The organism is Nocardiopsis sp. FIRDI 009, assembly GCF_003386285.1.
Taxonomy (GTDB): Bacteria; Actinomycetota; Actinomycetes; order Streptosporangiales; family Streptosporangiaceae; genus Nocardiopsis.
This window is the reverse complement of record NZ_QPNC01000009.1, coordinates 321,121-343,600: the sequence shown is the minus strand read 5'-3', so window position 1 is coordinate 343,600 and position 22,480 is coordinate 321,121. Positions and strand designations below refer to the sequence as shown.

The window sequence follows — 22,480 nt, the reverse complement described above, 5'->3', positions numbered from 1 at the left end:
GGGCGCTCCGGTGTGGCTGGGTGTGGCTACTTGTTCAGTGCGACGGCGTCGCCGAGTCTGTGGACGCGCAGGGAGTTGGTGGACCCCACGGTTCCGGGCGGGCTGCCCGCGACGATGACGACCTTGTCGCCCTTGGTGTACTCGCCGAGCTGGAGGAGTTCGGCCTCCACCTGGCGGACCATGTCGTCGGTGTTGTCGACCCACGGCACGAGGTTGGTCTCCACGCCCCAGACGAGGGACAGCAGACCCCGTGTGCTGGCCTCGGTGCTGAAGGCCATGAGGGGGATGGGCGACCGGTAGCGGGCGAGGCGGCGTGCGGTCTCGCCGGACATGGTGAAGGCGACGAGTGCCTTGGCGCCGACGGTGGCTCCGATCTCGGCGGCGGCGCGGGCGATGGCTCCTCCGGTGGTCTCGGGCACCCGGGTGAGGATGTGCGAGGCGCGGAGGGATTCCTGTTCTGCGGCGCTGACGATGCGCGCCATGGTCTCGACGGTCTCGATGGGGTACTTTCCGACGCTGGTCTCGCCGGAGAGCATGACGGCGTCGGCGCCGTCGAGGACGGCGTTGGCGACGTCGGAGGCCTCGGCGCGGGTGGGCCGGGGGGCTCCGATCATGGATTCGAGCATCTGGGTGGCGACGATGACCGGTTTGGCCTTGTCGCGGCAGCGTTCGATGGCGCGTTTCTGCACCATGGGAACGTTCTCCAGGGGCAGTTCGACGCCGAGGTCGCCGCGGGCGACCATGACGCCGTCGAAGACCTCGATGATGTCGTGGAGGCGTTCGACCGCCTGGGGTTTCTCGATCTTGGCGATGAGGGGGACGGTGACGCCCTCCTCGTCCATGATGCGGTGGCACTCCTCGGCGTCGGCGGGGCTGCGGACGAAGGAGAGGGCGACCATGTCGACGTTGTTGCGCAGGGCCCAGCGCAGGTCGGCCTCGTCCTTGTCGGTGAGTGCGGGGACGCTGACGGCGACTCCGGGGAGGTTGAGTCCCTTGTGGTTGGAGACGGCGCCGCCGTAGACGACTCGGGTGTGGACGTCGGTGCTGGTGGTCTTGGTGCACTCCAGCACGACGCGGCCGTCGTCGATGAGGACGCGGTCGCCGGGGCGGACGTCGCCGGGGAGTCCCTTGTAGGTGGTGGAGACGCGGGTGGCGTCGCCGGGGATGTCGTCGGTGGTGATGGTGAACTCGTCGCCGGGGGCGAGTTCGTGGGGTCCGTCGGCGAAGGCGCCGAGGCGGATCTTGGGTCCTTGGAGGTCGGCGAGGACGCCGACGGCTTGTTGTGCGGCCTCAGCGGCGGCTCGCAGGTTGGCGAGGTTGGCGCTGTGGTCGTCGTGGGTTCCGTGGCTGAGGTTGAGTCGCGCGACGTCCAGTCCGGCGTCGACGAGCTTGCGGAGTGTCTCCGGGCTCGAGGTGGCGGGACCGAGGGTCGCGACGATCTTTGCTCGACGTGTCACACCCCCAACTTTAGAGCGTTTGGTGGGTGCAGTGGTCTAAACCAGGTTGCGAATGGACGTATGTCTGGCTGCGGCGGGGGGAACGGGGTGGGGGTGGTGGCCTCTGGTTCTCCCTGGTGGGGCGGGGTTCGCTGTGGTTCGGGCGGTGTCTGTGGGGTGTGTGCGGAAGGCGGGTGTGTGGTGTTCGCGTACGAAGAGGTCGTGGCGGCTTTGGACGCGGAGACGGCGGCTCTCCGGGGGTCTGTCGGGGTCGGCGGCGGTGGAGGCTGTGGCTCGGTGGGCCGACTCCGGGGAACCGAGGCGAGTGCTGTATGAGGGCTGGGGGGCGCTGAGAGCGTGCCTGGCGGCTGGGGACGGTGGACGTCGGGTGTTCACGCGGCATGGTGATCCCATGTGTCTGAGGGACTTTCTGGTGACGCGTGTGGTGGAGGTGGGGTGCTGCACGGGTGGGATCTGGCGGACGCGTTGGGGCGGGAGCCGTGACGGCCGGGGAGGCGCTGTCCGTGGTGACGCGGTTGGTGTTCGGCGCCGCGGACCGGGGGGCGTTGGAGCGGGTGTTCCCGGGGTGTGGTCGGGCGGGGCGGCGGCTGGGGCCGCGGTGCGTGCGGTGACCGGCCGGTCGGCCGGTGGCGTGGACCGGGAGGCGTCGGCGGCGGCCGGGGTGCGGTTCCTGGCGCTGGGTCAGGCGCGGAGGTCCGGGGCGAGCACTGCTACCGGTCGTGCCTGGGTTGGGGCAGGTAGGTGCCGATGCGGCCGTAGGCGCGGAGGATGCGCAGGCGCTGGATGGTGCGGATGCCCTCGTGTTCGAGGGTGGCGGCGGGGTCCCAGTGGTCGCGGGCGGCGTCCCAGCCGCCGTCGGGGCGCTGCTGTTCCTCGAAGACGTCGAGGGTGCGGCGGATCTCGGCGTCGGTGAACAGCGGCCGGGCGATGTGGTGGGGGTGAGTGGCCAGGTCGAGTGGGGTGTGCGCGTGGCCCTCGACCCGGGGGTGGACGTCGATGACGGCGCGGATCATGGTGGAGAGCCGGTTGACCGCCTGCATGGCGCGGGTGCGGTTGGGGGCGTGTTGGAGGAAGGTGCACACGCCGATGGCCTCGTGGGGGTCGGTCCAGGCGAGGGTGTCGATGCGTTTCCAGCAGTAGGCGGTGGCTGTGTCGCGCCAGGGGTGGGTGATGTGGTGTTTGTGGAGGTATCCGCAGATGAGCGCGGTGATGTCGAGTCGGCCGGAGAAGTCCTCGGTCTCCAGGAGCCAGGGGGCGGCCTCGGTGTGGCGGATGGTGGGCAGGACGAGGGGGACGCTGCCGTCGGGATCGCAGACGTTGGCGAGGAACTGGCAGGTGCCGGTGCCGATGTTGTGCGGGATGGGGCCGAGTTCGTCGAGGTAGCGCAGGGCGATCGCGACGGCGGCGGGCTGGCTGGCGTGGCCGCGCATGTCGGGGTCGAGTCCGTTGCCGTAGCCGCCGTCGAGGTTGCGGTAGGCGGCCAGGGCGGAGCGGATCGGGGCGGCGGGGCCGCTCTGGAAGTGGTAGGCGAAGCGGTGGCGGTCGATCAGGCGCGCGGTGCGCATGGTGAAGTGCTCTGCTGCGTGGTATGCGTCCCAGGTCACAACGCTCATGTCTTCGACGGTACGACCGGCGGATCGTCGCGGAGAATAGTCGGCCGTGCAATATATGCGATCTTTACGCCGGTTACTGCGTGTTCTTTTTGCGTCGCGCCGAGTAGAAGAATGCGGTCAGCCCGGCTCAGGGGATGAGGACGACCGCGGCGACGGCGAGTGGGGTCAGCGCCAGGTGAGGAAGGCCGCCGAGGGTGACATGGAGGAGGAACGCCGGGTGGGTGGTCGGCGTGGCGGCGTCACCGATGAGGCGGTGGACCGTACGTCCGGTCCAGGGCGTACGGCGGCGCCGGGCGCGGGGGTGTGTCCCCGTGCCCGGCGCCGGTGGTGGGGTCAGACCAGGGGCCGTTCGGTCGGCGGGATGGCGACCGGCAGGGTGGTGGTCTGGCTGAGGTAGCGGTCGACTCCGGCGGCGGCGGAGCGGCCCTCGGCGATGGCCCAGACGATGAGGGACTGGCCTCGGCCCATGTCTCCGGCGCAGAAGACGCCGTCGACGGTGGTGTGGTAGTCGGCGTCGCGGACGACGTTGCCGCGTCCGTCGAGTTCGACGCCGAGCTGTTCGAGCATGCCCTCCTTCTGGGGGCCGACGAAGCCCATGGCGAGGGTGACGAGGTCGGCGGGGATCTCGCGTTCGGTTCCCTCGACGGGTTCGAAGCCCTTGTCGGTGCGCTTGACCTCGACGAGCTTGAGGGCGCGGACGTGGCCGTTGTCGTCGCCGAGGAATTCGACGGTGTTGACGGAGTAGATCCGCTTGCCGCCCTCCTCGTGTGCGCTGGTGACCTTGTACAGCATGGGCATGGTGGGCCACGGCTGGTGGTCGGGCCGCTTGGTGGGCGGCTTGGGCATGATCTCCAGCTGGGTGACGGAGGCGGCGCCCTGGCGGTGGGCGGTGCCGACGCAGTCGGCGCCGGTGTCGCCGCCGCCGATGACGACGACGTGCTTGCCCTCGGCGGTGATGGGCGGGGTGTCGTAGTCGCCTTCCTGGACCCGGTTGGCCAGGGGCAGGTACTCCATGGCCTGGTGGATGCCGTCGAGCTCGCGTCCGGTGACGGGCAGGTCGCGCCAGGCGGTGGCGCCGCCGGTGAGGACGACGGCGTCGTGGTCGGCGCGGAGTCGGTCGACGGTGATGTCGACGCCGACGTCGACGCCGGTGCGGAAGGTGGTGCCCTCGGCGGTCATCTGGGCGAGGCGGCGGTCGATGTGCCGCTTCTCCATCTTGAACTCGGGGATGCCGTAGCGGAGGAGGCCGCCGATGCGGTCGGCCCGCTCGTAGACGGTGACGTCGTGTCCGGCGCGGGTGAGTTGCTGTGCGGCTGCGAGGCCGGCGGGGCCGGAACCGACGACGGCGACCTTCTTGCCGGTGCGGGTGGTGGGGGGCAGGGGCTTGACCCAGCCCTCCTCCCACGCGCGGTCGATGATGGAGACCTCGACGTTCTTGATGGTGACGGCGGGCTGGTTGATGCCGAGCACGCACGCGGACTCACAGGGGGCGGGGCAGAGCCGTCCGGTGAACTCCGGGAAGTTGTTGGTGGCGTGCAGGCGTTCGATCGCCTCGGCCCAGTCGTGGGTGTGGACGAGGTTGTTCCACTCGGGGATGAGGTTGCCGAGCGGGCAGCCGTTGTGGCAGAAGGGGATGCCGCAGTCCATGCAGCGCGAGGCCTGCTTGGTGACGGTGCCCCGGTCGAAGTCCTCGTGGACCTCGCGCCAGTCCTGGATGCGCACGTCCACCGGGCGGTGGGCGGGCAGTTCGCGTTCGGTGATCTTCAGGAAACCCTTGGGGTCAGCCATGGTGTGTGTTCCTCCTTTCGTGTTCGCTGACGCTCAGGACTGCGCGGAGGCCATGACGGCCTCGTCGACGTCGCGGCCGTCGCGTTCGGCCTCGGCCTGGGCGAGCAGGACCCGCTTGTAGTCGCGCGGCATCACCTTGGCGATGCGGTCGAGGGCGGCGGGGCCGTCGGCGAGGAGTCGCTCGGCGACGGCGGAGCCGGTCTCGTCGCGGTGGCGGGTGAGGACGTCGGTGAGGAAGGTGCGGTCCTCGTCGGTGAGTTCCTCGATCTCGACCATCTCGGGGTTGACCCGGCGGGGGTCGAGGTCGAGGACGTAGGCGATGCCTCCGGACATGCCCGCGGCGAAGTTGCGTCCGGTGCGGCCGAGGACGACGGCGCGGCCGCCGGTCATGTACTCGCAGCCGTGGTCGCCGATGCCCTCGACGACGGCGGTGGCGCCGGAGTTGCGGACGCAGAAGCGTTCGCCGGCGATGCCGCGCAGGAGGATCTCGCCGGAGGTGGCCCCGTAGCCGATGACGTTGCCCGCGATGATGTGGTCCTCGGCGACGAGCTGGGAGGTCCGGTCGGGGCGGACGATGATGCGGCCGCCGGACAGGCCCTTGCCGACGTAGTCGTTGGCGTCGCCTTCGAGGCGGAGGGTGACGCCCTTGGGCACGAAGGCGCCGAAGGACTGGCCGGCGGAGCCGGTGAAGGTGATGTCGATGGTGTTCTCGGGCAGGCCGTCGGCGCCGTGGCGCTTGGTGACCTCGTGGCCGAGCATGGTGCCGACGGTGCGGTTGACGTTGCGTACCGGAAGTTCGAGCTTGACGGGCTGACCGAAGTCCAGGGCCCCCTCGGCGAGTTGGATGAGGGTGTTGTCCAGGGCCTTCTCCAGGCCGTGGTCCTGGGCGCGGGTGTGCCTCCGGTGGTCGCCCGCCCAGGGCTCGACCTCGTGCAGGATCGGCGTCAGGTCCAGGCCCTGGGCCTTCCAGTGGTCGACGGCCTCGGTGGTGTCGAGCAGGTCGACGGCGCCGATAGCCTCGTCGAGGCTGCGGAAGCCGAGCTGGGCGAGGTACTCGCGGACCTCCTGGGCGATGAACTCGAAGAAGTTGACGACGTACTCGGCCTTGCCGGAGAAGCGTTCGCGCAGGGTCGGGTTCTGGGTGGCGACGCCGACGGGGCAGGTGTCGAGGTGGCACACGCGCATCATGACGCAGCCGGAGACGACGAGGGGCGCGGTGGCGAAACCGTACTCCTCGGCGCCGAGCAGGGCGGCGATGACGACGTCGCGGCCGGTCTTCATCTGGCCGTCGGTCTGGACGACGATGCGGTCGCGCAGTCCGTTGAGCAGCAGGGTCTGCTGGGTCTCGGCGAGGCCGAGCTCCCAGGGGGTGCCCGCGTGCTTGAGCGAGGTGAGCGGGGAGGCGCCGGTGCCGCCGTCGTGGCCGGAGACGAGCACGACGTCGGCGTGGGCCTTGGAGACGCCGGCGGCGACGGTGCCGACGCCCGCTTCGGAGACCAGCTTGACGTGGACCCGTGCGGACGGGTTCGCGTTCTTGAGGTCGTGGATGAGCTGGGCGAGGTCCTCGATGGAGTAGATGTCGTGGTGCGGCGGCGGGGAGATGAGTCCGACGCCGGGGGTGGAGTGGCGGGTCTGCGCCACCCACGGGTAGACCTTGTGGCCGGGCAGCTGGCCGCCCTCGCCGGGCTTGGCGCCCTGGGCCATCTTGATCTGGATGTCGTCGGCGTTGGACAGGTAGTGCGAGGTGACGCCGAAGCGGCCGGAGGCCACCTGCTTGATGGCGCTGCGGCGCAGGTCGCCGTTGGCGTCGCGGGTGAAGCGCGCCGGGTCCTCGCCGCCCTCGCCGGTGTTGGACTTGCCACCGAGGCGGTTCATCGCGATGGCGAGGGTCTCGTGCGCCTCGGCGGAGATGGAGCCGTAGGACATGGCGCCGGTGGAGAAGCGCTTGACGATGGCGGAGACGGGCTCGACCTCGTCGATCGGGACGGGTTCGCGCACGCCCTCCTTGAGGCGGAAGAGGCCGCGCAGGGTCATGAGCTTCTCGGCCTGGTCGTCGACCTTGGAGGTGTACTCCTTGAAGATCTCGTACCGGCGGGTGCGGGTGGAGTGCTGGAGCTTGAAGACGGTCTCGGGGTTGAACAGGTGCGGTTCGCCCTCGCGGCGCCACTGGTACTCGCCGCCGACCTCCAGGCGCCGGTGGGCGTTGGGGTTGGCGGTGTGGGCGCGGCGGTGGCGGATGGCGACCTCTTCGGCGAGGACGTCGAAGCCGACGCCGCCCAGGCGGGAGGTGGTGCCGGTGAAGCACCGGTCGATGACCTCCTGGCCGAGGCCGAGGGCCTCGAAGATCTGCGCACCGGTGTAGGAGCTGACCGTGGACACGCCGATCTTGGACATGATCTTCAGGACGCCCTTGCCGAACGCCTTGACGGTGTTGGCGACGGCCTGGTCGGCGTCGATGCCGCCGATGACGCCGCGTTCGACGAGGTCCCGGACGGTGGCCAGGGCCAGGTACGGGTTGACGGCGGAGGCGCCGTAGCCGACCAGGAGCGCGACGTGGTGGCATTCGCGCACGTCGGCGGCCTCGACGAGGAGGCCGACCTCGGTGCGGGTCTTCTCGCGGACGAGGTGGTGGTGGACGGAGCCGGTGAGCAGCAGCGACGGGATGGGCGCGCGGGCGGCGTCGGCGCGGCGGTCGCTGAGCACGAGGATGTGGGCGCCGTCGGCGATGGCCTGGGACACCTCGGCGTTGATCTGGTCGAGGCGGGCGGAGAGCGCGTCGCCGCCGCCGTCGACGGGGTAGGTGCCGTCGACGGTGAAGGTGCGCAGGGCCGGGTTGGTGGTTCCGGCCTGGACGATGGCGGCGAGCTGGGCCTGGTCGACCACGGGTGTGGGCAGGACGAGGCGCCGGGTGTCGCCCACCTCGGCCTTGAGGAGGTTGCCCTCGGCGCCGAGCAGGGTGTTGAGGCTGGTGACCATCTCCTCGCGGATGGCGTCCAGCGGCGGGTTGGTGACCTGCGCGAAGTTCTGCGAGAAGTAGTCGAAGAGCTGGCGCGAGCGGTCGGAGAGGGCGGCGACGGGGGTGTCGGTGCCCATGGATCCGATGGGTTCGGCGCCGGTGCGGGCCATCGGGGTGAGGATGACGCGCAGTTCCTCCTCGGTGTAGCCGAACACCTGCTGGGCGAGGTTGAGTTCGGCGACCGGGGTGGGTTCGGCGTCGGGCAGGTCGCCGAGGCGGACGAGGCCGGAGTCGATCCACTCCTGGTAGGGGTGTTCGGCGGCGAGTTCGGCCTTGATCTCCTCGTCCTCGATGATCCGCCCCTGGGCGGTGTCGACGACGAAGATGCGGCCGGGCTGGAGGCGTCCCTTGCGGACGACGTTGGCCGGGTCGATGTCGAGGACGCCGGCTTCGCTGGCCAGGACGACGAGGCCGTCGTCGGTGACCCAGTAGCGGCCTGGGCGCAGGCCGTTGCGGTCCAGGACGGCGCCGACGACGGTGCCGTCGGTGAAGGACACCGAGGCGGGTCCGTCCCAGGGCTCCATGAGGGTGGAGTGGAACTCGTAGAAGGCCCGGACGGCCGGGTCCATCTCGGTGTGGTTCTCCCAGGGTTCGGGGATCATCATGAGCACCGCGTGCGGCAGCGAACGCCCGCCCAGGTGGAGCAGTTCGAGGGCGTCGTCGAACGAGGCGGTGTCGGAGTCGTCGGGGTCGACGATGGGGAAGATCCGGTCGAGGTCGCCGGGGATGAGGTCGGTGGCGAGCTTGGCCTCGCGCGCCCGCATCATGTTCCGGTTGCCCTTGACGGTGTTGATCTCGCCGTTGTGCGCGACGTAGCGGAACGGGTGGGCCAGCGGCCAGGACGGGAACGTGTTGGTGGAGAACCGGGAGTGGACCAGGGCCAGGCCGGAGGTGTAGCGCCGGTCGGACAGGTCGGGGAAGAACGGCTCCAGCTGCGGGGTGGTGAGCATGCCCTTGTAGGCGATGGTGCGCGGGGACAGGCTCGGGAAGTAGACGTCGGTCTCGTGTTCGGCACGCTTGCGGACGCAGTAGGCGTAGCGTTCCAGGGCGATGCCGGTGAGGCCCTCGGTGGGGGTGCCCTGGCGGCCGGCGATGAAGAGCTGGCCGAAGGAGGGCATGGCCGCGCGGGCGGCGGGGCCGCTGTACTGCGGTTCGAAGGGCAGTTCGCGCCAGCCGAGGACGGTCAGGCCCTCGTCGGCGACGATGGCGTTGATGCGCGCGACGGTGTCGGCGCGCTCGGCGGCGTCGACGGGCAGGAAGGCGATGCCGGTGGCGTAGGCGCCCGCTTCGGGCAGGTCGAAGTCGCAGACCTCGGTGTAGAGCTCGTGCGGGATCTGGGTGAGGATGCCCGCGCCGTCGCCGTCGTCGGGGTCGGCCCCGGAGGCGCCCCGGTGGTCGAGGTTGCGCAGGACGGTGAGCGCCTTCTGGACGATGTCGTGGCTGCGGCGGCCGGTGAGGTCGGCGACGAAGCCCACACCGCAGGCGTCGTGCTCGAAGGCGGGGTCGTACAGGCCCTGGGACGTGGTTTCCGCGTTCGTTCGGACGGACGAACGCCGCACCTGAGCAGCAGGCATCTACCCTCCTGTCGTCTTTCGTCGGCTTCGTGAAAAGCGCATCCGGGACGACATTGGCCCTGCTGCGTCGAGATTTACGTTGTGTGGCCGGGTTGCGGCCGGTTCCCGTGTGCGGGGCGTCCCTGTCCGCTACCGTCGGGGCGGTCACGTCCTCGTGACCGCGGCGGCGGAGGGTCGCCCGTGTTCGGGCAGGTTCTCTTATACATGCCGGTCCAGCCGCGATGCGAATCGCAGGTCTAGACCAGGTGGAGCCGCGGCGCGCCCTCGCTCCGGGGCTGGGCCTCCTTCCGAGAGGCGGCACGGGTCCCTCTCGGAGAGGTTTCTCCGATGAGAGCTGGCCTAGCCGTTGTTCCACCTGGGAACCCGACTAAACCTCCCAAAGTGGATTAAACCCCGACTGGTGGCCGGGTCCCCTCCACATCAGAACGTGAACATGGCGCTCCGCACACCCACATTACCCCGGTGTTAACGCCACCTCCAAGGGGTGCTCCGCCCACCCGTGAGTGATATCTCCCTCATCTACCCCGAACCGCCCTGACCAGCGATTCCATCCCCGCCTCCGGTACGTGGGACGATCGGGGCATGGCAGGACACCCGACTTCCCCCGGCCCGGACCACCCCGGTGCCGCCCACGCGCACCCCACCGCCCACTCCCCACGGTCACCGGTTTCGGTCACCTCCCAGACACCGCAGCCACTGCCGCAGGCGGCCCTGCGGCTGCTGCTCGACCAGGGCGTGGACGCGCCCCGGGTCCGGCGGGTCCTCGCCCTGCTCTCGGACGGGCGGTGGTGGACCGCCAACGACCTCGTGCGCGCCAGCGGGGTCGCCCACGCGGTGGTGGCGGCCGCGCTCAGGGAGTTGGACGAGGCCGGGGAGCTGGACACCGAGACCGGCGACGGGCGGCGCAGGGTGCGTCTGGTCGCCCCCTCCGAGTACCGGGGCGCCGCCGCCGACGAACTCGCCGATCCCGTGGCCCACCTGCTCCCCCGGCACGCGCGGGCGGGCGCGATCCTGGCCCGGGCCGTGCGTGAGGGCCCCTCCTCCGACCCGAACCTGGACCACGTGGCGGCGACGGCGGAGACGGCGCTGCGGCGCGCGCTGTTCCTGAGCACCCGGTTCGACCTCGACGACCGGATGCTGTTGTGCGTGGGCGACCACGACCTGACCGCGCTGGCGGTGACCCTGGTGTGCCCGAGGGCGCGCGCCGAGGTCGTGGACGTGGACGAGCGTGTGTTGGCCCACATCGACGCGGTGGCCGAACGGGAGGGGCTGGCGGTGCGGACGCACTTCGCGGACCTGCGGCTGGGGCTGCCGTCGCCGCTGCGCGGCGGCGCCGACCTGGTCTTCACCGACCCGCCGTACACCCCGGACGGGGTGGAGCTGTTCGTGCGACGCGGGTTGGAGGGGATGGCCGATCCCCGCCGGGGACGTGTGCTGGTGGCCTACGGGGCCAGTGAGACCACCCCGCGACTGGCGGCGGCGACGCAGGCGCGGATGGTGCGGATGGACCTGCTGATCGAGGCGGTCTGGCCCGACTTCAACCGGTACCACGGCGCGGAGTCGATCGGCGCCGCCTCGGACCTGTACGTGCTGCGGCCGCTGTCGCGTACCGCGCCCGCCCCGTCGGGGGACGCCTCGCGCGTGTACAGCCAGGGCGTCAACGCCAAGGAGGCGCGGGGCGGCCTGGACGCCGAACGCGCGGACGCCGTGGTCGGAGCGGTGCTCGACGACCTGGACGGCGGGGTGGACGCGCGGGCGCTGACCCTGGTGGGCGAGTGGCCCACGGACATGGGCGGCGCGGCGGGGGCCGGGCGGATCCGGCTGTCGACGTGGGTGACGGCGCCCACGTCGGCGACGGAGCACGCGGTGGTCAACCTCACCGGCGGGTGGGAGCGTCTGGTGGGCCGGGCGGCCCTGGCGGCGGCCTCGGACACCGTGTACGCGCTGGTGCCGTCGGCTTCGGCGGCCGTGCGCGACCAGGCGGGACAGCGGGCGCTGCGGGCGATGGTGGAGCCGCGGTTCGAGGTGCGTTTCCTGCGGGGGTTCGGGGCCCGGAACCTGACGGCGGTGCGGTTCACCCGGCGCGCGGAGGCGGCCACGGCGGCGGACCGGTTGCTCGCCCACGTGCAGGAGCGCGCGCACGGGATGCTCCGGGCGACGCTGCGCGGCGGGCTGACCGAGGTCGCGGCGTGGATGGGCACCCCGATCAACAAGCGCACGTCGCGGCACGCGGTGGCCGCGGCTCCGGCGTGGTTGGCGGGGCACACGGCGCTGGACCTGCCCGACCACCGGTGGGCGGAGCTGCCCGGTGTGGTCCGGGACCTGGTCGGGCGGGTGGAGTCCGGCTAGCGGGGCGTGGCGGCCGGGGCGCGGCGACGGACCCGGAGGACACGGAGCCCGGGGGCGCACCCCCGGGCGGGTGTCCTAGTCGGTTCCGGTGATGCCGTCGGGGTCGGTCGTTGCGGTGGTGCCGGTGCCCGTCTGTCCCGTCCCCCCGGTCTGTCCGGTGTCCGTCCGGCCGGCGCCGCCGCCCTCCGTGCCGGTCTGCCCGGTACCGTCGGTCTGCCCGGTGCCGCCGGTGCCCTCGTCGGAGCCGTCGTCGAGCTGGACCATGCGCCGGTAGAGCGGATCGCGGAAGTTGGCCAGGGCCACGAGCGGGCCCGCGAGGCTGACGCGGTCCTCCACCGACTCGGAGTCGGTGGACTGGACCCAGACCACGACGAGGTAGTGGCCGCTGATGATCGCGTCGCTGGCGCTGTACCCCTCACCGAGGCGGTCGAAGGGGGCCGCGCCGGACGGGGCGAGCACGAATCCGCGGGCGGCGGCCGTGTCCTCCCCCGTCTCCTCCTCGGGGTCGGACATGGCGGCGGCGAGCTGGCGGCTGGCGTCGACGTCGGCGAGGTTGAACACGGCGGTGACGCCGAAGTAGGTGTCCGACACGTAGGTGGCTCGGCCGACCTGGGTGCAGTCGGCGTCCGCCACGGCCTGGGTCAGCTCCTGGCCCCACACGGCCGACGAGCAGTCGTCGGTCAGGTCCGCGTCCCGCAGGGTGAAGTCGATGCTCTGGCTGGAGATCTCGGTGTTGTTGCGCTCGAACAGCTCACCCTCGTTGAGGGGGAGGCTGTCGACCTCGCGGGAGGCCAGCACGTCGTTCATGCGGCCGGTGTCGACGATCCGGTACACGGCCGGGCGCGTCTGGACCGGGGCCGCGTCCGCTCCCCCCTCGTCGGAGGAGCGGAGGTAGAACACGGCGCCGACGGCGAGGAGCGCCAGGACCACCACGACGGCCAGGATGACGACCAGGAGGGGGCCGCGGCGGCGCGGGCCCCGTTTGCGCCGACCGCCCCCGCGGCGGCGGCCACCGGACCGCGCGCCGCGCCCGTCCGGCTCACCGTGGCGGCCCCCCTCGCCCCCGCGGCTCCGCTCCGGGTCGGGCTCGGTCCGTTGGACTGGTTCTTGCGCGGCGCTCCCGGGGAGGGCTCGCCTGTTCGGTTCCGGGTACATCGGGCCTCGAAAGTGTGGACGTCGACGGACGGATCGCGGTCCGCGCCCAGGGGTCCGGCCGGGTGCGTGGACACCGGCCCACCGGATGACGTGGGGGCGCCCGTGGGCGCCCCCGCGCGGGTCGATCCGTCCGAGATCCTATCGGGGCGCCCGACACCCCCTGACCGGGATCATTCCTCCGCCTGGCTCCTGGCGACGACCTCCTCGTAGGGCAGGAGCACGGTGTCCATCGCCGCCACGCGCACGGACGCCATGTCCGTGTCGTCGCCGGGCGGGGAACCGTCGGTGCGCGCGACCCAGAACACGGCCAGGTAGTGGCCCATCACCTGGGTGGACGCCTGGCTGAAGCCCTCCTCCAGGCCGGGCACGTCACCGGTGTCGGCGAGCAGGAACCCGGCGCCGGTCTCGGCGTTGTTCGGGTCCAGCGCCTCGGCGACCCGGGTGGCTCCCTCGGCGTCGACCAGGTCGAACAGGGTGACCTGGGCGACGTACTCCTCGTCCGGGTCGGTGTAGACGCCGGTGGCGGCGCTGGAGCAGTTGGCGTCGATCAGGCTCTGGCCGAGGTCCTCACCCCACACGAGCGAGGTGCACGACTCGGTGACGCGCCCCTCGGCCAGGGACAGCTCCATCCCGTTGACCTCGACCTCCTCGGCGTCGCCGAAGACGGCCTCCTCGGTCATCGGCTCGGCGCCCTCGGGGCGCCCGTTGATGGGGCCGAAGGTGTCCTCGAGGTTGGCTCCGAACAGGAACTGCTCGGGGGTGAGCGTGCCGTGCCCCTCGGGCGGGGCGACGATGCTCTGCTCGCCGTGGGCGATGGCGCCCTGGGTCGGGCTGAACAGCTGGTAGATCAGCAGGCCGAGGAGGGCGACCAGGGCGACGCCGAAGGCGCCCATGAGGACGCCCAGGACGGCGGTGCCGCGCTTGCGCCTGCTCTGCTCGGCGAGTGTGTACACGATCTGGTTGGGTCGGTCGCCCAGCACCGAGACGCGCTTGATCGCCGAGGCGGAGAAGGCCGAGACACGGTCGACCCCGCCGCGTCGGCCGGGGGCGGCGCTCCGGTCGCCGCCCTTGTCCCTGCGCCGACGGGAGCGGCGGGATCGGCGTCCGGTGGCCGCGGTGTCCTGCTCGTCGGCGGGCTCGACGCCGTCGGCACCCGCGACGGTGTCCGCGGAGCGGGTGTGGGTGTGGCCGTACTCGGCGGAGAAGTCCTCGTCGGGGTCGTAGTCGTCCTCGGGGCCGACGTCGTGGCCCCGGGTCTCGGCGTACTCCTCGACGTGGGTTTCCTCGGTGCGGCGCCGACCGCCGCGCCGACTTCTCCGGCGGTGGCCGGACTCAGCTCTGCTCACGGTCCTTCTCAATCGTCAACCCGTGGTCTGCTCGACAGGAAAGTGGGCGCCGCACGGTCTGACCGGATGCGTCCGGTCGACCGTTCGCGCGGGTGGCCCCGGGTCGTGTGCGGTATCCGCCGCACCCGCCCTAGTCGGGCTTCGCCTCGGAGTTCGCGCCCGTGTCGTCGGCGCCGTCCTCCGTCGAGCCCTCGCTACTAGATCGTTCGGGGCTGGGGTGGTATTCCGTGCCCGCCTCGGTGGAGTCGGAGGTCACGGAGTCGATCTCGGAGTCGTCGTCGGTGTCCACGGCGCTGTAGACGGTGCTGTCGCCGGCGGTCTCGCCCCCGGCCGTGGACTTGATCACCTGGGTTCCGGCGTCGTGGCCGTGCGGGACGACGGCGCTGGAGAAGGAGTCGAGGCGGCGGCCGGCCCAGACGAAGTAGGCCAGGGCGGCGAGGAAGACCGCGAGGGAGGTCCAGTTGTTCAGACGCAGGCCGAAGAACTCGTTGGCCGGGTCGATGCGCATGTACTCGATCCAGAAGCGGCCCGCGCAGTAGCCCATGACGTAGAGGGCGAACAGGCGCCCGCCCTGGAGCCGGTCCTCGAAGCGGCGGCCGAGGTAGGCGAGGAGGACGGCCAGGCCCAGCGTCCACAGGGACTCGTAGAGGAACGTGGGGTGGTAGGTGGTCTCACCGGGGATCATGCCCTGGCGGAGCCCGCCCTCGGGGTAGGGGTAGATCTCCAGGGCCCACGGCAGGTCGGTGGGGCGGCCGAAGAGCTCCTGGTTGAAGTAGTTGCCCCAGCGGCCGATGGCCTGGGCGAGGGCCAGCGCGGGAGCGATGGCGAAGGACAGCTTGGACATCGACAGGCCGCGCTTGCGGGCGACCAGGTACACGCCGAGCGCGCCCATGGGGATGGCGCCCCAGATGCCGAGGCCGCCCTCCCACACGAACAAGGCGCGGATCGGTTCGCGGCCGGGCGCGAAGTACAGCTGGGCGTCGCTGATGACGTGGTAGAGCCGCCCGCCGACGAGGCCGAGGATGACGGCCCACACGGCCATGTCGACGATGGTGCCCTTCTCGCCGCCCATGGCCGCCCAGCGGCGTTCGCTCCACAGCACCGCGACCATGACACCCGCGAGGATGCACAGGGCGTAGAAGTGGATCTCCAGCGGACCGATGGGGATCGAGTTCACCTGGGGACTGGGGATGGCCGCGAGGGCGCGGCCCAGCTCGGCCGCGCCCTCGGAAGCTGTCGACGACAAAGTCACTTCTCTGCTCTCGGGTTCGCCCCGCACGCGGGGGGTGTCTGGTGGCTACTCCTCGCCGCCCCCGTCGGTCAACGGTTCGGTCTGGACCTCGCCGGGGCCGGCTTCGTCGATCGCCCCCTGGAGGCCGCGCACCGTCATGGTCGTGCTGTTGTCGAGCAGCTCACCGTTGATGTAGACGGAGGGCGTGGCGCGGAACGCGTTGTCTCCGCTGTAGCGAGTGTAGGCGTTCCCGGTGGCGTCGATGATCTCGCCCGTGTAGGTCCCGTCCAGGAAGGACGGGTCGTGGCCGTTGTCGGCGCCCCAGGCCATCAGGTCGGTCAGGACCATGGTGCTGAGGTTCTCCTGCCCGAGTTGGTCGAGGGCGTCCTCGGTGAGGGCGGGCAGGTAGTCCTCGGTGAACTGGGTGACGACGGCGGCCTCGGCGTCGATCCGCTCGTCGAAGGCCGCGGCGTCCTCCTCGGAGGCGCTGGTCTGGCGGAACCACTCCTTGAGTTCGTCGACGGTGAACCCGGCCTGGCCCTCGGCGGGCTGGTTCTCGAAGAGCAGGTCGTTGTACTCGACGAAGACGCCGTGGTCGGCGGCGGCGCGGGCGGCCGCTCCGCCGCGCAGGGAGTTGCTGCTGATCGGCACGGCCTGCTGGGCGAAGATGCTGACCGGGCGGAAGTGGACGATCGCCTCGCCCGCGGCCGCCGTCTCCTTGAGGACGTCGCCGTTGAGGAGTTCGAACTGGCGGCAGGCGGGGCACTGGTAGTCGGCGTAGACCTCGACGACGGGGGCCTCGGCGCCGGGTTGGGCCATGACGACGCTGCCGTCCTCCTGGACGGTCTGCGGGGCGAGGGCCCCGTCGAACTCCGAGCCGCTGCGGTCGGAGTTGAGGACGGCGTAGCCGATGCCGACGATGAGGATGACCACACCGAGGGCGGCGCCGATGACGCCGAGGGTCCGCATGCGCGCGGCCTTGCGCCTGTCCTTCTCCCGCTGTTCCCTGAGCCGCTCGCGAGATCGCTGGCGGGCTGCACTCCCCATGAGTCTCTTCCTTTTCCTGCTACTGGACGTGGTCGGCCGCCGTGCGGGGTTCCGGGGTCACCGGAACAGCCCGAGCGGGCGGTCGAGGGCGAAGGGGGATCGTGGCCAGATCGCGATGAACGCGCCCAGGGCGGCGAAGCCGATGTCGCGCGCGATGGACAGGCCGTAGGTGGTCTCCTCCGGGTCGACCTGTCCGCCGCCGCCGAAGCACCCGCAGTCGATGCTCAGTCCGCGGGCCATGGCCGAGACGATCCCCACGATGAACGCGACCATGAGCAGCGTGGTGACGGCCGCGGTGTAGCGGGTGGCGAGGCCGACCAGGAGCAGGACGGCCAGCGCCAGTTCGAACAGGGGCAGGGTGTAGCCGATGAGCCGGGCCAGGTCGGCGGGGAACAGGTCGTAGGCCTCGACCGCCTGGACCGACAGCGCGGGGGGGTACTTGCTGACGGCGGCGGTGATGAGGACGGCCGCGAGCCCGACCCGGCACGCGAGCGTCAACCAGGGTTGGACGGCCCGCCAGCGGGGGGTGCGGTCGCGGGCGGGCGGTGCGGTGGTCGCGTCGGCTGTGTCCATCGTGTTGGCCTTCGGGAGGGAGGAGGTTGACCGGTCGATCCGATGACGTGTGGTGTCCGTGAAGTCTCTCTGAGTGACAACACAGATCCTACTCGTTGTGGGCGACTCGTGACACTGGGCTGTGAACGCACAGGTCCGCACGGGTGCCCGCGCCACGTTCCCCCGACCTCCATCACACCACCAGAACACGCTCGGGGGAGGCCGTAGGGCGGATCGGGGCGGCTCTCTCACCGGATTCTCACCCTTTTAACCTGGCTCCGTTGACCGTGCCTTGTCCGCGGGCCGCTCCGGTGGAGGGCGGGCGCACGCGACGGCGGTGGGCCGCCCCGCTGCCGGGGACGGCCCACCGCCGTGGTCGGGAGGGGGTCAGGCTCGCGAGCGCACCCCCGCGGCGAGCTCCTCGGCGAAGGAGCGGACCGCGATGAGCCCGGTCTCCAGGTCGGGCGCGTCCAGGACCCGCTGGCAGAACCCGGCGCCGACGATCACGCCGTCGGCGTACCCGGCGACCTCGGCCGCCTGTGCTCCGGTGGAGATGCCCAGGCCCACGCAGACGGGCAGCCCGGAGTCGCGGGTGACCTCGCGGGTGCGCCGCACGAGGGTCTCGGCGGTGTCGGCGACCTGGGCCCGGGTGCCGGTGACCCCCATGAGCGAGGCCGCGTACACGAAACCGGTGCACGCGTCCGTGGTCAGGGCCAGGCGCCGGTCGGTGGAGGAGGGAGCGACGAGGAAGATCCGGTCGAGCCCGGCGGCGTCGGAGGCGGCGACCCACTCGTCGGCCTCCTCGGGGATGAGGTCGGGGGTGATCACCCCGGCCCCGCCCGCCTTGGCGAGCCCCGCGGTGAACCGGTCGACGCCGTAGCGTTCGATCGGGTTCCAGTAGGACATGACGACGGCGGCGGCTCCGGTGGCGGCGGTCGCCTCCACGACGCGGAACACGTCGTCGGTGGTGGTGCCGGCGGCCAGGGCCCGGTCGGCGGCCCGCTGGATGGTGGGCCCGTCCATCATGGGGTCGGAGTAGGGCAGGCCGACCTCGATGACGTCGCACCCGCCCTCGACCATCGCCTCGATGACGCGGATGGAGGAGGGCACGTCGGGAAAGCCCGCGGGCAGGTAGCCGATGAGCGCGGCGCGGTTCTCCGCGCGCGCGGCGGCCAGGGCGGTGCTCAGGGTGGTGGTCGTCATCGCTGTCCCTCCGGGTCCACGAGACCGAAGTAGGTCGCCGCGGTGTCGACGTCCTTGTCGCCGCGCCCGGACAGGTTGACCAGGATGACGGCGTCGGGTCCGAGGCGCTCGCCGAGCTTGCGGGCCCCGGCCAGGGCGTGGGCGCTCTCGATGGCGGGGATGATGCCCTCGGTGCGGCACAGCAGCCGGAAGGCCTCCATGGCCTCGGCGTCGGTGACGGGTTCGTAGGTGGCGCGGCCGGTGTCGGCGAGGTAGGCGTGCTCGGGGCCGACGGCCGGGTAGTCCAGCCCGGCGGAGATGGAGTGGCTGGGCAGGGTCTGCCCGAACTCGTCCTGGAGCACGTAGGTGCGGGCGCCGTGGAAGACGCCGGGGCTGCCGGCGGTGATGGAGGCGGCGGTCCTGGTGGTCCGGGCCCCCTCTCCCCCGGCCTCGAAACCGTACAGCGCCACGGACTCGTCGGGGAGGAAGGCGGCGAAGATCGCGATGGCGTTGGATCCGCCGCCCACGCAGGCGGCGACGGCGTCGGGCAGTTTCCCGGTCAGTTCCAGGACCTGCTGGCGGGCCTCCTTGCCGACGACGAAGTGCAGGTCGCGCACGAGTCTGGGGAAGGGGTGCGGGCCCGCGACGGTGCCGAACAGGTAGTGGGTGTGGTCGACGTTGGCGACCCAGTCGCGGAACGCCTCGTTGATGGCGTCCTTGAGGGTGCGGCTGCCGATGGTGACGGGGACGACCTCGGCGCCGAGCATGCGCATGCGGGCGACGTTGAGCGCCTGGCGCCGGGTGTCCTCCTCGCCCATGTAGATGACGCAGTCGAGGCCGAGCAGGGCGCAGGCGGTGGCGGTGGCCACGCCGTGCTGTCCGGCGCCGGTCTCGGCGATGACGCGGGTCTTGCCCATGCGCTTGGTGAGCAGGGCCTGGCCGAGCACGTTGTTGATCTTGTGCGAGCCGGTGTGGTTGAGGTCCTCGCGCTTGAGGAGGATCCGGGCGCCGCCGGCGTGCTCGGCGAAGTTGCGCGCGTCGGTGACCGGGCTGGGCCGACCGGTGTAGCTGCGCAGCAGCTCGTCGAGTTCGGCGAGGTAGTCCGGGTCCTGGCGGGCCTTGTCCCACTCGGCCTCGACCTCGTCGAGGGCGGCGATGAGCGCCTCGGGGGCGAACCTGCCGCCGTAGCGGCCGTAGTGCCCGTGCGCGTCGGGCACGGGTTGAGCGTGGCTCATGGCTGGGTCTCCTGGTACGGGGCCGACCGCGGGGCGCGCCCCGGGCACGGCCTCGGGGCCCGCGACGACCGGCCGTGCGCCGCGGGGCGGCGCGTTCGGGCTGTTGGGTCACGCGGTGTCGGGAACCCGCGGCTCACCCGTGCGGGCGTGGGTGCGGGCTCCCTGGGGCAAGGGCGTGTTCCGTGGACGCTGCTCGTCGCGCAGCAGAGTACGTGTCCGCGGAACGCACCCTAACGCCATCGGTGACCGGGGTGGAGGAGGTTCGCCGTCGTCGTCATCGGGCTCAGTTCCGGTCGCGCAGGGCGGGGTGGGCGCCGGCGGTCACCAGGTCGGCGACGGCCTCGCGCGGGTTGCCGCCGCGCACGAGGCTCTCCCCGACCAGGACGGCTCCGGCTCCGGCTCCGGCGTAGGCCAGCAGGTCGTGCGGGCCGCGCACCCCGGACTCGGCGATCTTGACGCGGTCGGCGGGGATGAGGGGGGCGAGCCGGGCGAAGGTGTCCCGGTCGACCTCCAGGGTCTTCAGGTTGCGGGCGTTGACGCCGATGACGGTGGCCCCGGCGTCCAGGGCCCGGGCGACCTCGTCCTCGTCGTGCACCTCGACCAGCGGGGTCAGGCCCAGCGAGCGCGCCCGCTCGACCAGGGAGACCAGGGCCTCCTGGGGGAGGGCGGCGACGATGAGCAGCACCGCGGAGGCGCCGTGGACGCGTGCCTCCCAGAGCTGGTAGGAGCTGACGACGAAGTCCTTGCGCAGCAGCGGCGTGTCGACGGCCTTGTGGACCGCCTCCAGGTCGGCGAGGCTGCCCTTGAACCGGCGCTCCTCGGTGAGGACGCTGATCCAGGTGGCGCCACCGGCCTCGTAGTCGCGGGCCAGGGCGGCGGGGTCGGCGATGGACGCGAGCGGCCCCTTGGAGGGGCTGGCGCGCTTGACCTCGGCGATCACGTGGACGCCGGGACGGCGCAGGGCGGCCTCGGCGTCCTGCGGAGTGGGCACTGACTCGGCTTGGGCCTTGAGGCGGTCCAGGGGCAGGGCCTCCTGACGCCGGGCCAGGTCAGCGCGTACTCCGTCGAGGATCTCGTCGAGCACGCTCACCAGTTACCGCTCCCTCGTGGTGTGGCCGGTCGGGATGGTCGGGGCCCGCGTACGCGGGCTCGGCCGCGTGGCGGGACCGGTCGACCGCGCACGCACCGTGTTGACCGTCATCGTATCCACCCCCGGGGCCTCGGGGGCCGCCACCCCCGGATGACGGTGGCGGACGTGTCGTGGTGGCAGGGGAACGGCGCTCCGCCCTCCGGTGCGCCGGAGGGCCGAGCGCCGTCGGCGTCCGGGGACCCCGGGGGCTCAGTAGGTGGGCGCGGTGGCCGCCACACCGATCATGACCACGATGAACAGGATGTACAGCACGATGCCGACGATTCCGAGGATGAACGCGACGAGGCTGATGATCCCCATGGTCTTGGCGACCTTGGCGGACTCCTGGGCCCCCGCGTAGTCGCCCATCTGCCACTTGCTGTTGATCTGGAGGGCGAAGATCAGACCGATGATCCCCACCGGGGGCAGGCAGCTGAGGATGCCCAGGATGTTGTGCACGAGGTAGTTCTTGGGCGGCTCCGCGGAGGGGGGCGTCGCGCCGTAGCCGCCGGTGCCGTAACCGCCGTGCGGAGGGGGACCATAGCTCATGGGGTGTTCCTTAAGGGTCGTGGGCGTCTCCACATGGGACGCCGTGGAGAGGGCGTCGGTTCCCGCGAGGGTCCGCGGGTCACCAGCCCGGGAACAGTGGCACGCCCGGCGCGAGGAAGTCGAACCAGGGCAGGTTGCGCAGGACCCAGAAGACGAAGACCGAGGTGACGACGGTCCAGTAGACCCACATCGGAGCGGCCCTGCGGGGCGTCCGGCGTCCCGTGAGGCTGTCCTTGAACCACCGCAGGTAGGTATAGAGCAGGAACGGCCCGAAGGCGAGCATGAGCAGGGGGTTCATGCTGACGGCCCCGAGGATGTCCCCGTGGGTCACGAGGGCGACGGCCCGCGTCGTGCCGCAGCCGGGGCAGTACGTCCCCGTCAACAGCAGCCAGGGGCAGGTGGGGTAGTTCCCGGGTTCGTTGGGGTCCACGAAGTGGACGAGTGTGGCCCCGACCAGTCCCAGCGAGCCGAGTCCGACGGGCCAGACGGCCGGGTGCACCGACTGGGCGCGGTGGCGGATCCGGTCGGCGAGGGAGCGGAGGGCGGCGTCCGCACGCCGGGGGATGACGGGCTGCTCGGTCTGCTGTGGTCGCACGGGGACAGACTACGCGTTCGGGATGGGGGCCACGGTTCGCTCCTGTCGCCCGGGAACGGCGTCTGCCCCCGTACACCGAGGTGGCCGGGGGCAGAACGGAGGAACGCGCTGGGGCCTAGTAGCCGCTGGCGCCCGCGGCGATGCCCACGATGATCAGGAAGAGCACGTAGACGATCATGAGGCAGAAGCCGATGAAGCTGATGATGCCCAGGATCTTGGCGACCTTGGCCGAGGACTCGGCGCCCGCGTAGTCACCCGCCTGCCACTTGCCGTTGACCTGGAGGGCGAAGATCAGGCCGACGATGGCGAGGATCGTGCAGCCGAAGAGGCCCAGGATGTTGAACACCAGGAAGTTCTTGGGCGGTTCGGCCGAGGGCGGCATGGCCCCGTAGCCGCCGGTGCCGCCGGGGGGCGGGCCGTAGCCGCCGTTGCCGGGGGGCGGCGGGGGCGGGCCGGGGTTGCCAGGGGGCGGGGGACCGTAGCTCATGTTCGAAACATCTTTCCTGAAGCGGACAGGGGAAGCGGACCGGAGTGCGCAGAGAACGCACCGGTCCGGTGCGGGGGCAGGGCCGGGTCGACCGGCGAACACACACCGCGGGCAGAAATCATGCCAGATCGGTCAGACACTCACCGACGGAATCCAACGCGGCGGACCGGGCCGG

General features: G+C 71.6%; 16 protein-coding genes. 1 reads left to right on the top strand and 15 read right to left on the bottom strand.

What is annotated here, in order from left to right; translation table 11 throughout:
- Nucleotides 1–26: 26 nt before the first annotated feature.
- From pyk to gltB, 4 genes are all read right to left on the bottom strand, one after another.
- Nucleotides 27–1,457, bottom strand: a complete 1,431-nt coding sequence (pyk, locus tag DVR05_RS08265) for a pyruvate kinase (RefSeq protein WP_116245230.1) — start codon at nucleotides 1,455–1,457, stop codon at nucleotides 27–29.
- A gap of 710 nt (nucleotides 1,458–2,167) precedes the next feature.
- Nucleotides 2,168–3,061, bottom strand: coding sequence for a prenyltransferase (locus DVR05_RS08260; RefSeq protein WP_116245229.1), 894 nt, complete (start codon nucleotides 3,059–3,061; stop codon nucleotides 2,168–2,170).
- 342 nt (nucleotides 3,062–3,403) lie between these two features.
- Nucleotides 3,404–4,858 (bottom strand): glutamate synthase subunit beta, encoded by a 1,455-nt coding sequence (locus tag DVR05_RS08255; RefSeq protein WP_116245228.1) that lies wholly within the window; start codon nucleotides 4,856–4,858, stop codon nucleotides 3,404–3,406.
- Nucleotides 4,859–4,891: 33 nt separating this feature from the next.
- Entirely contained in the window at nucleotides 4,892–9,448 is a 4,557-nt protein-coding gene (gltB, locus tag DVR05_RS08250) for a glutamate synthase large subunit (RefSeq protein ID WP_116245227.1), read from the bottom strand.
- 582 nt (nucleotides 9,449–10,030) lie between these two features.
- On the opposite strand from gltB, the gene DVR05_RS08245 reads away from it, so the two are divergent.
- Nucleotides 10,031–11,797 carry a bis-aminopropyl spermidine synthase family protein gene (locus tag DVR05_RS08245; RefSeq protein ID WP_116245226.1) on the top strand — a complete coding sequence of 589 codons (1,767 nt, stop codon included), beginning with the start codon at nucleotides 10,031–10,033 and terminating at the stop codon, nucleotides 11,795–11,797.
- A gap of 75 nt (nucleotides 11,798–11,872) precedes the next feature.
- Here DVR05_RS08245 and DVR05_RS08240 read toward each other — a convergent pair whose 3' ends face one another.
- The 11 genes from DVR05_RS08240 to DVR05_RS08190 all read right to left on the bottom strand — a co-directional run bounded on the left by DVR05_RS08240 (nucleotide 11,873) and on the right by DVR05_RS08190 (nucleotide 22,305).
- Nucleotides 11,873–12,739, bottom strand: a complete 867-nt coding sequence (locus DVR05_RS08240; RefSeq protein WP_198659100.1) for a hypothetical protein — start codon at nucleotides 12,737–12,739, stop codon at nucleotides 11,873–11,875.
- 383 nt (nucleotides 12,740–13,122) lie between these two features.
- Complete coding sequence (locus DVR05_RS08235) at nucleotides 13,123–14,298, bottom strand: hypothetical protein (protein ID WP_116245224.1); 1,176 nt, start codon at nucleotides 14,296–14,298, stop codon at nucleotides 13,123–13,125.
- 130 nt (nucleotides 14,299–14,428) lie between these two features.
- Nucleotides 14,429–15,544 (bottom strand): prolipoprotein diacylglyceryl transferase, encoded by a 1,116-nt coding sequence (gene lgt / locus DVR05_RS08230; protein ID WP_116245223.1) that lies wholly within the window; start codon nucleotides 15,542–15,544, stop codon nucleotides 14,429–14,431.
- A gap of 51 nt (nucleotides 15,545–15,595) precedes the next feature.
- Nucleotides 15,596–16,576 (bottom strand): thioredoxin domain-containing protein, encoded by a 981-nt coding sequence (locus tag DVR05_RS08225; protein ID WP_116245222.1) that lies wholly within the window; start codon nucleotides 16,574–16,576, stop codon nucleotides 15,596–15,598.
- A gap of 57 nt (nucleotides 16,577–16,633) precedes the next feature.
- Nucleotides 16,634–17,149 (bottom strand): MauE/DoxX family redox-associated membrane protein, encoded by a 516-nt coding sequence (locus DVR05_RS08220; RefSeq protein ID WP_116245221.1) that lies wholly within the window; start codon nucleotides 17,147–17,149, stop codon nucleotides 16,634–16,636.
- 366 nt (nucleotides 17,150–17,515) lie between these two features.
- A complete protein-coding gene (gene trpA / locus DVR05_RS08215) occupies nucleotides 17,516–18,331 on the bottom strand; it encodes a tryptophan synthase subunit alpha (protein WP_116245220.1) in 816 nt (271 codons plus the stop codon).
- Complete coding sequence (gene trpB, locus DVR05_RS08210) at nucleotides 18,328–19,545, bottom strand: tryptophan synthase subunit beta (protein ID WP_116245219.1); 1,218 nt, start codon at nucleotides 19,543–19,545, stop codon at nucleotides 18,328–18,330. Before trpB ends, trpA begins: the two co-directional genes overlap by 4 nt.
- 283 nt (nucleotides 19,546–19,828) lie before the next feature.
- Nucleotides 19,829–20,635: an indole-3-glycerol phosphate synthase TrpC gene (gene trpC / locus DVR05_RS08205; protein ID WP_116245218.1), complete on the bottom strand. Its 807-nt coding sequence runs from the start codon at nucleotides 20,633–20,635 to the stop codon at nucleotides 19,829–19,831.
- A 249-nt stretch (nucleotides 20,636–20,884) separates the two neighbouring features.
- Nucleotides 20,885–21,223, bottom strand: coding sequence for a CD225/dispanin family protein (locus tag DVR05_RS08200; protein ID WP_116245217.1), 339 nt, complete (start codon nucleotides 21,221–21,223; stop codon nucleotides 20,885–20,887).
- A 79-nt stretch (nucleotides 21,224–21,302) separates the two neighbouring features.
- Nucleotides 21,303–21,818 (bottom strand): DUF2752 domain-containing protein, encoded by a 516-nt coding sequence (locus tag DVR05_RS08195; protein WP_116245216.1) that lies wholly within the window; start codon nucleotides 21,816–21,818, stop codon nucleotides 21,303–21,305.
- A gap of 115 nt (nucleotides 21,819–21,933) precedes the next feature.
- On the bottom strand, nucleotides 21,934–22,305 hold the full coding sequence (locus DVR05_RS08190) for a CD225/dispanin family protein (protein ID WP_116245215.1): 372 nt from the start codon (nucleotides 22,303–22,305) through the stop codon (nucleotides 21,934–21,936).
- Between the last annotated feature and the right edge of the window lie 175 nt (nucleotides 22,306–22,480).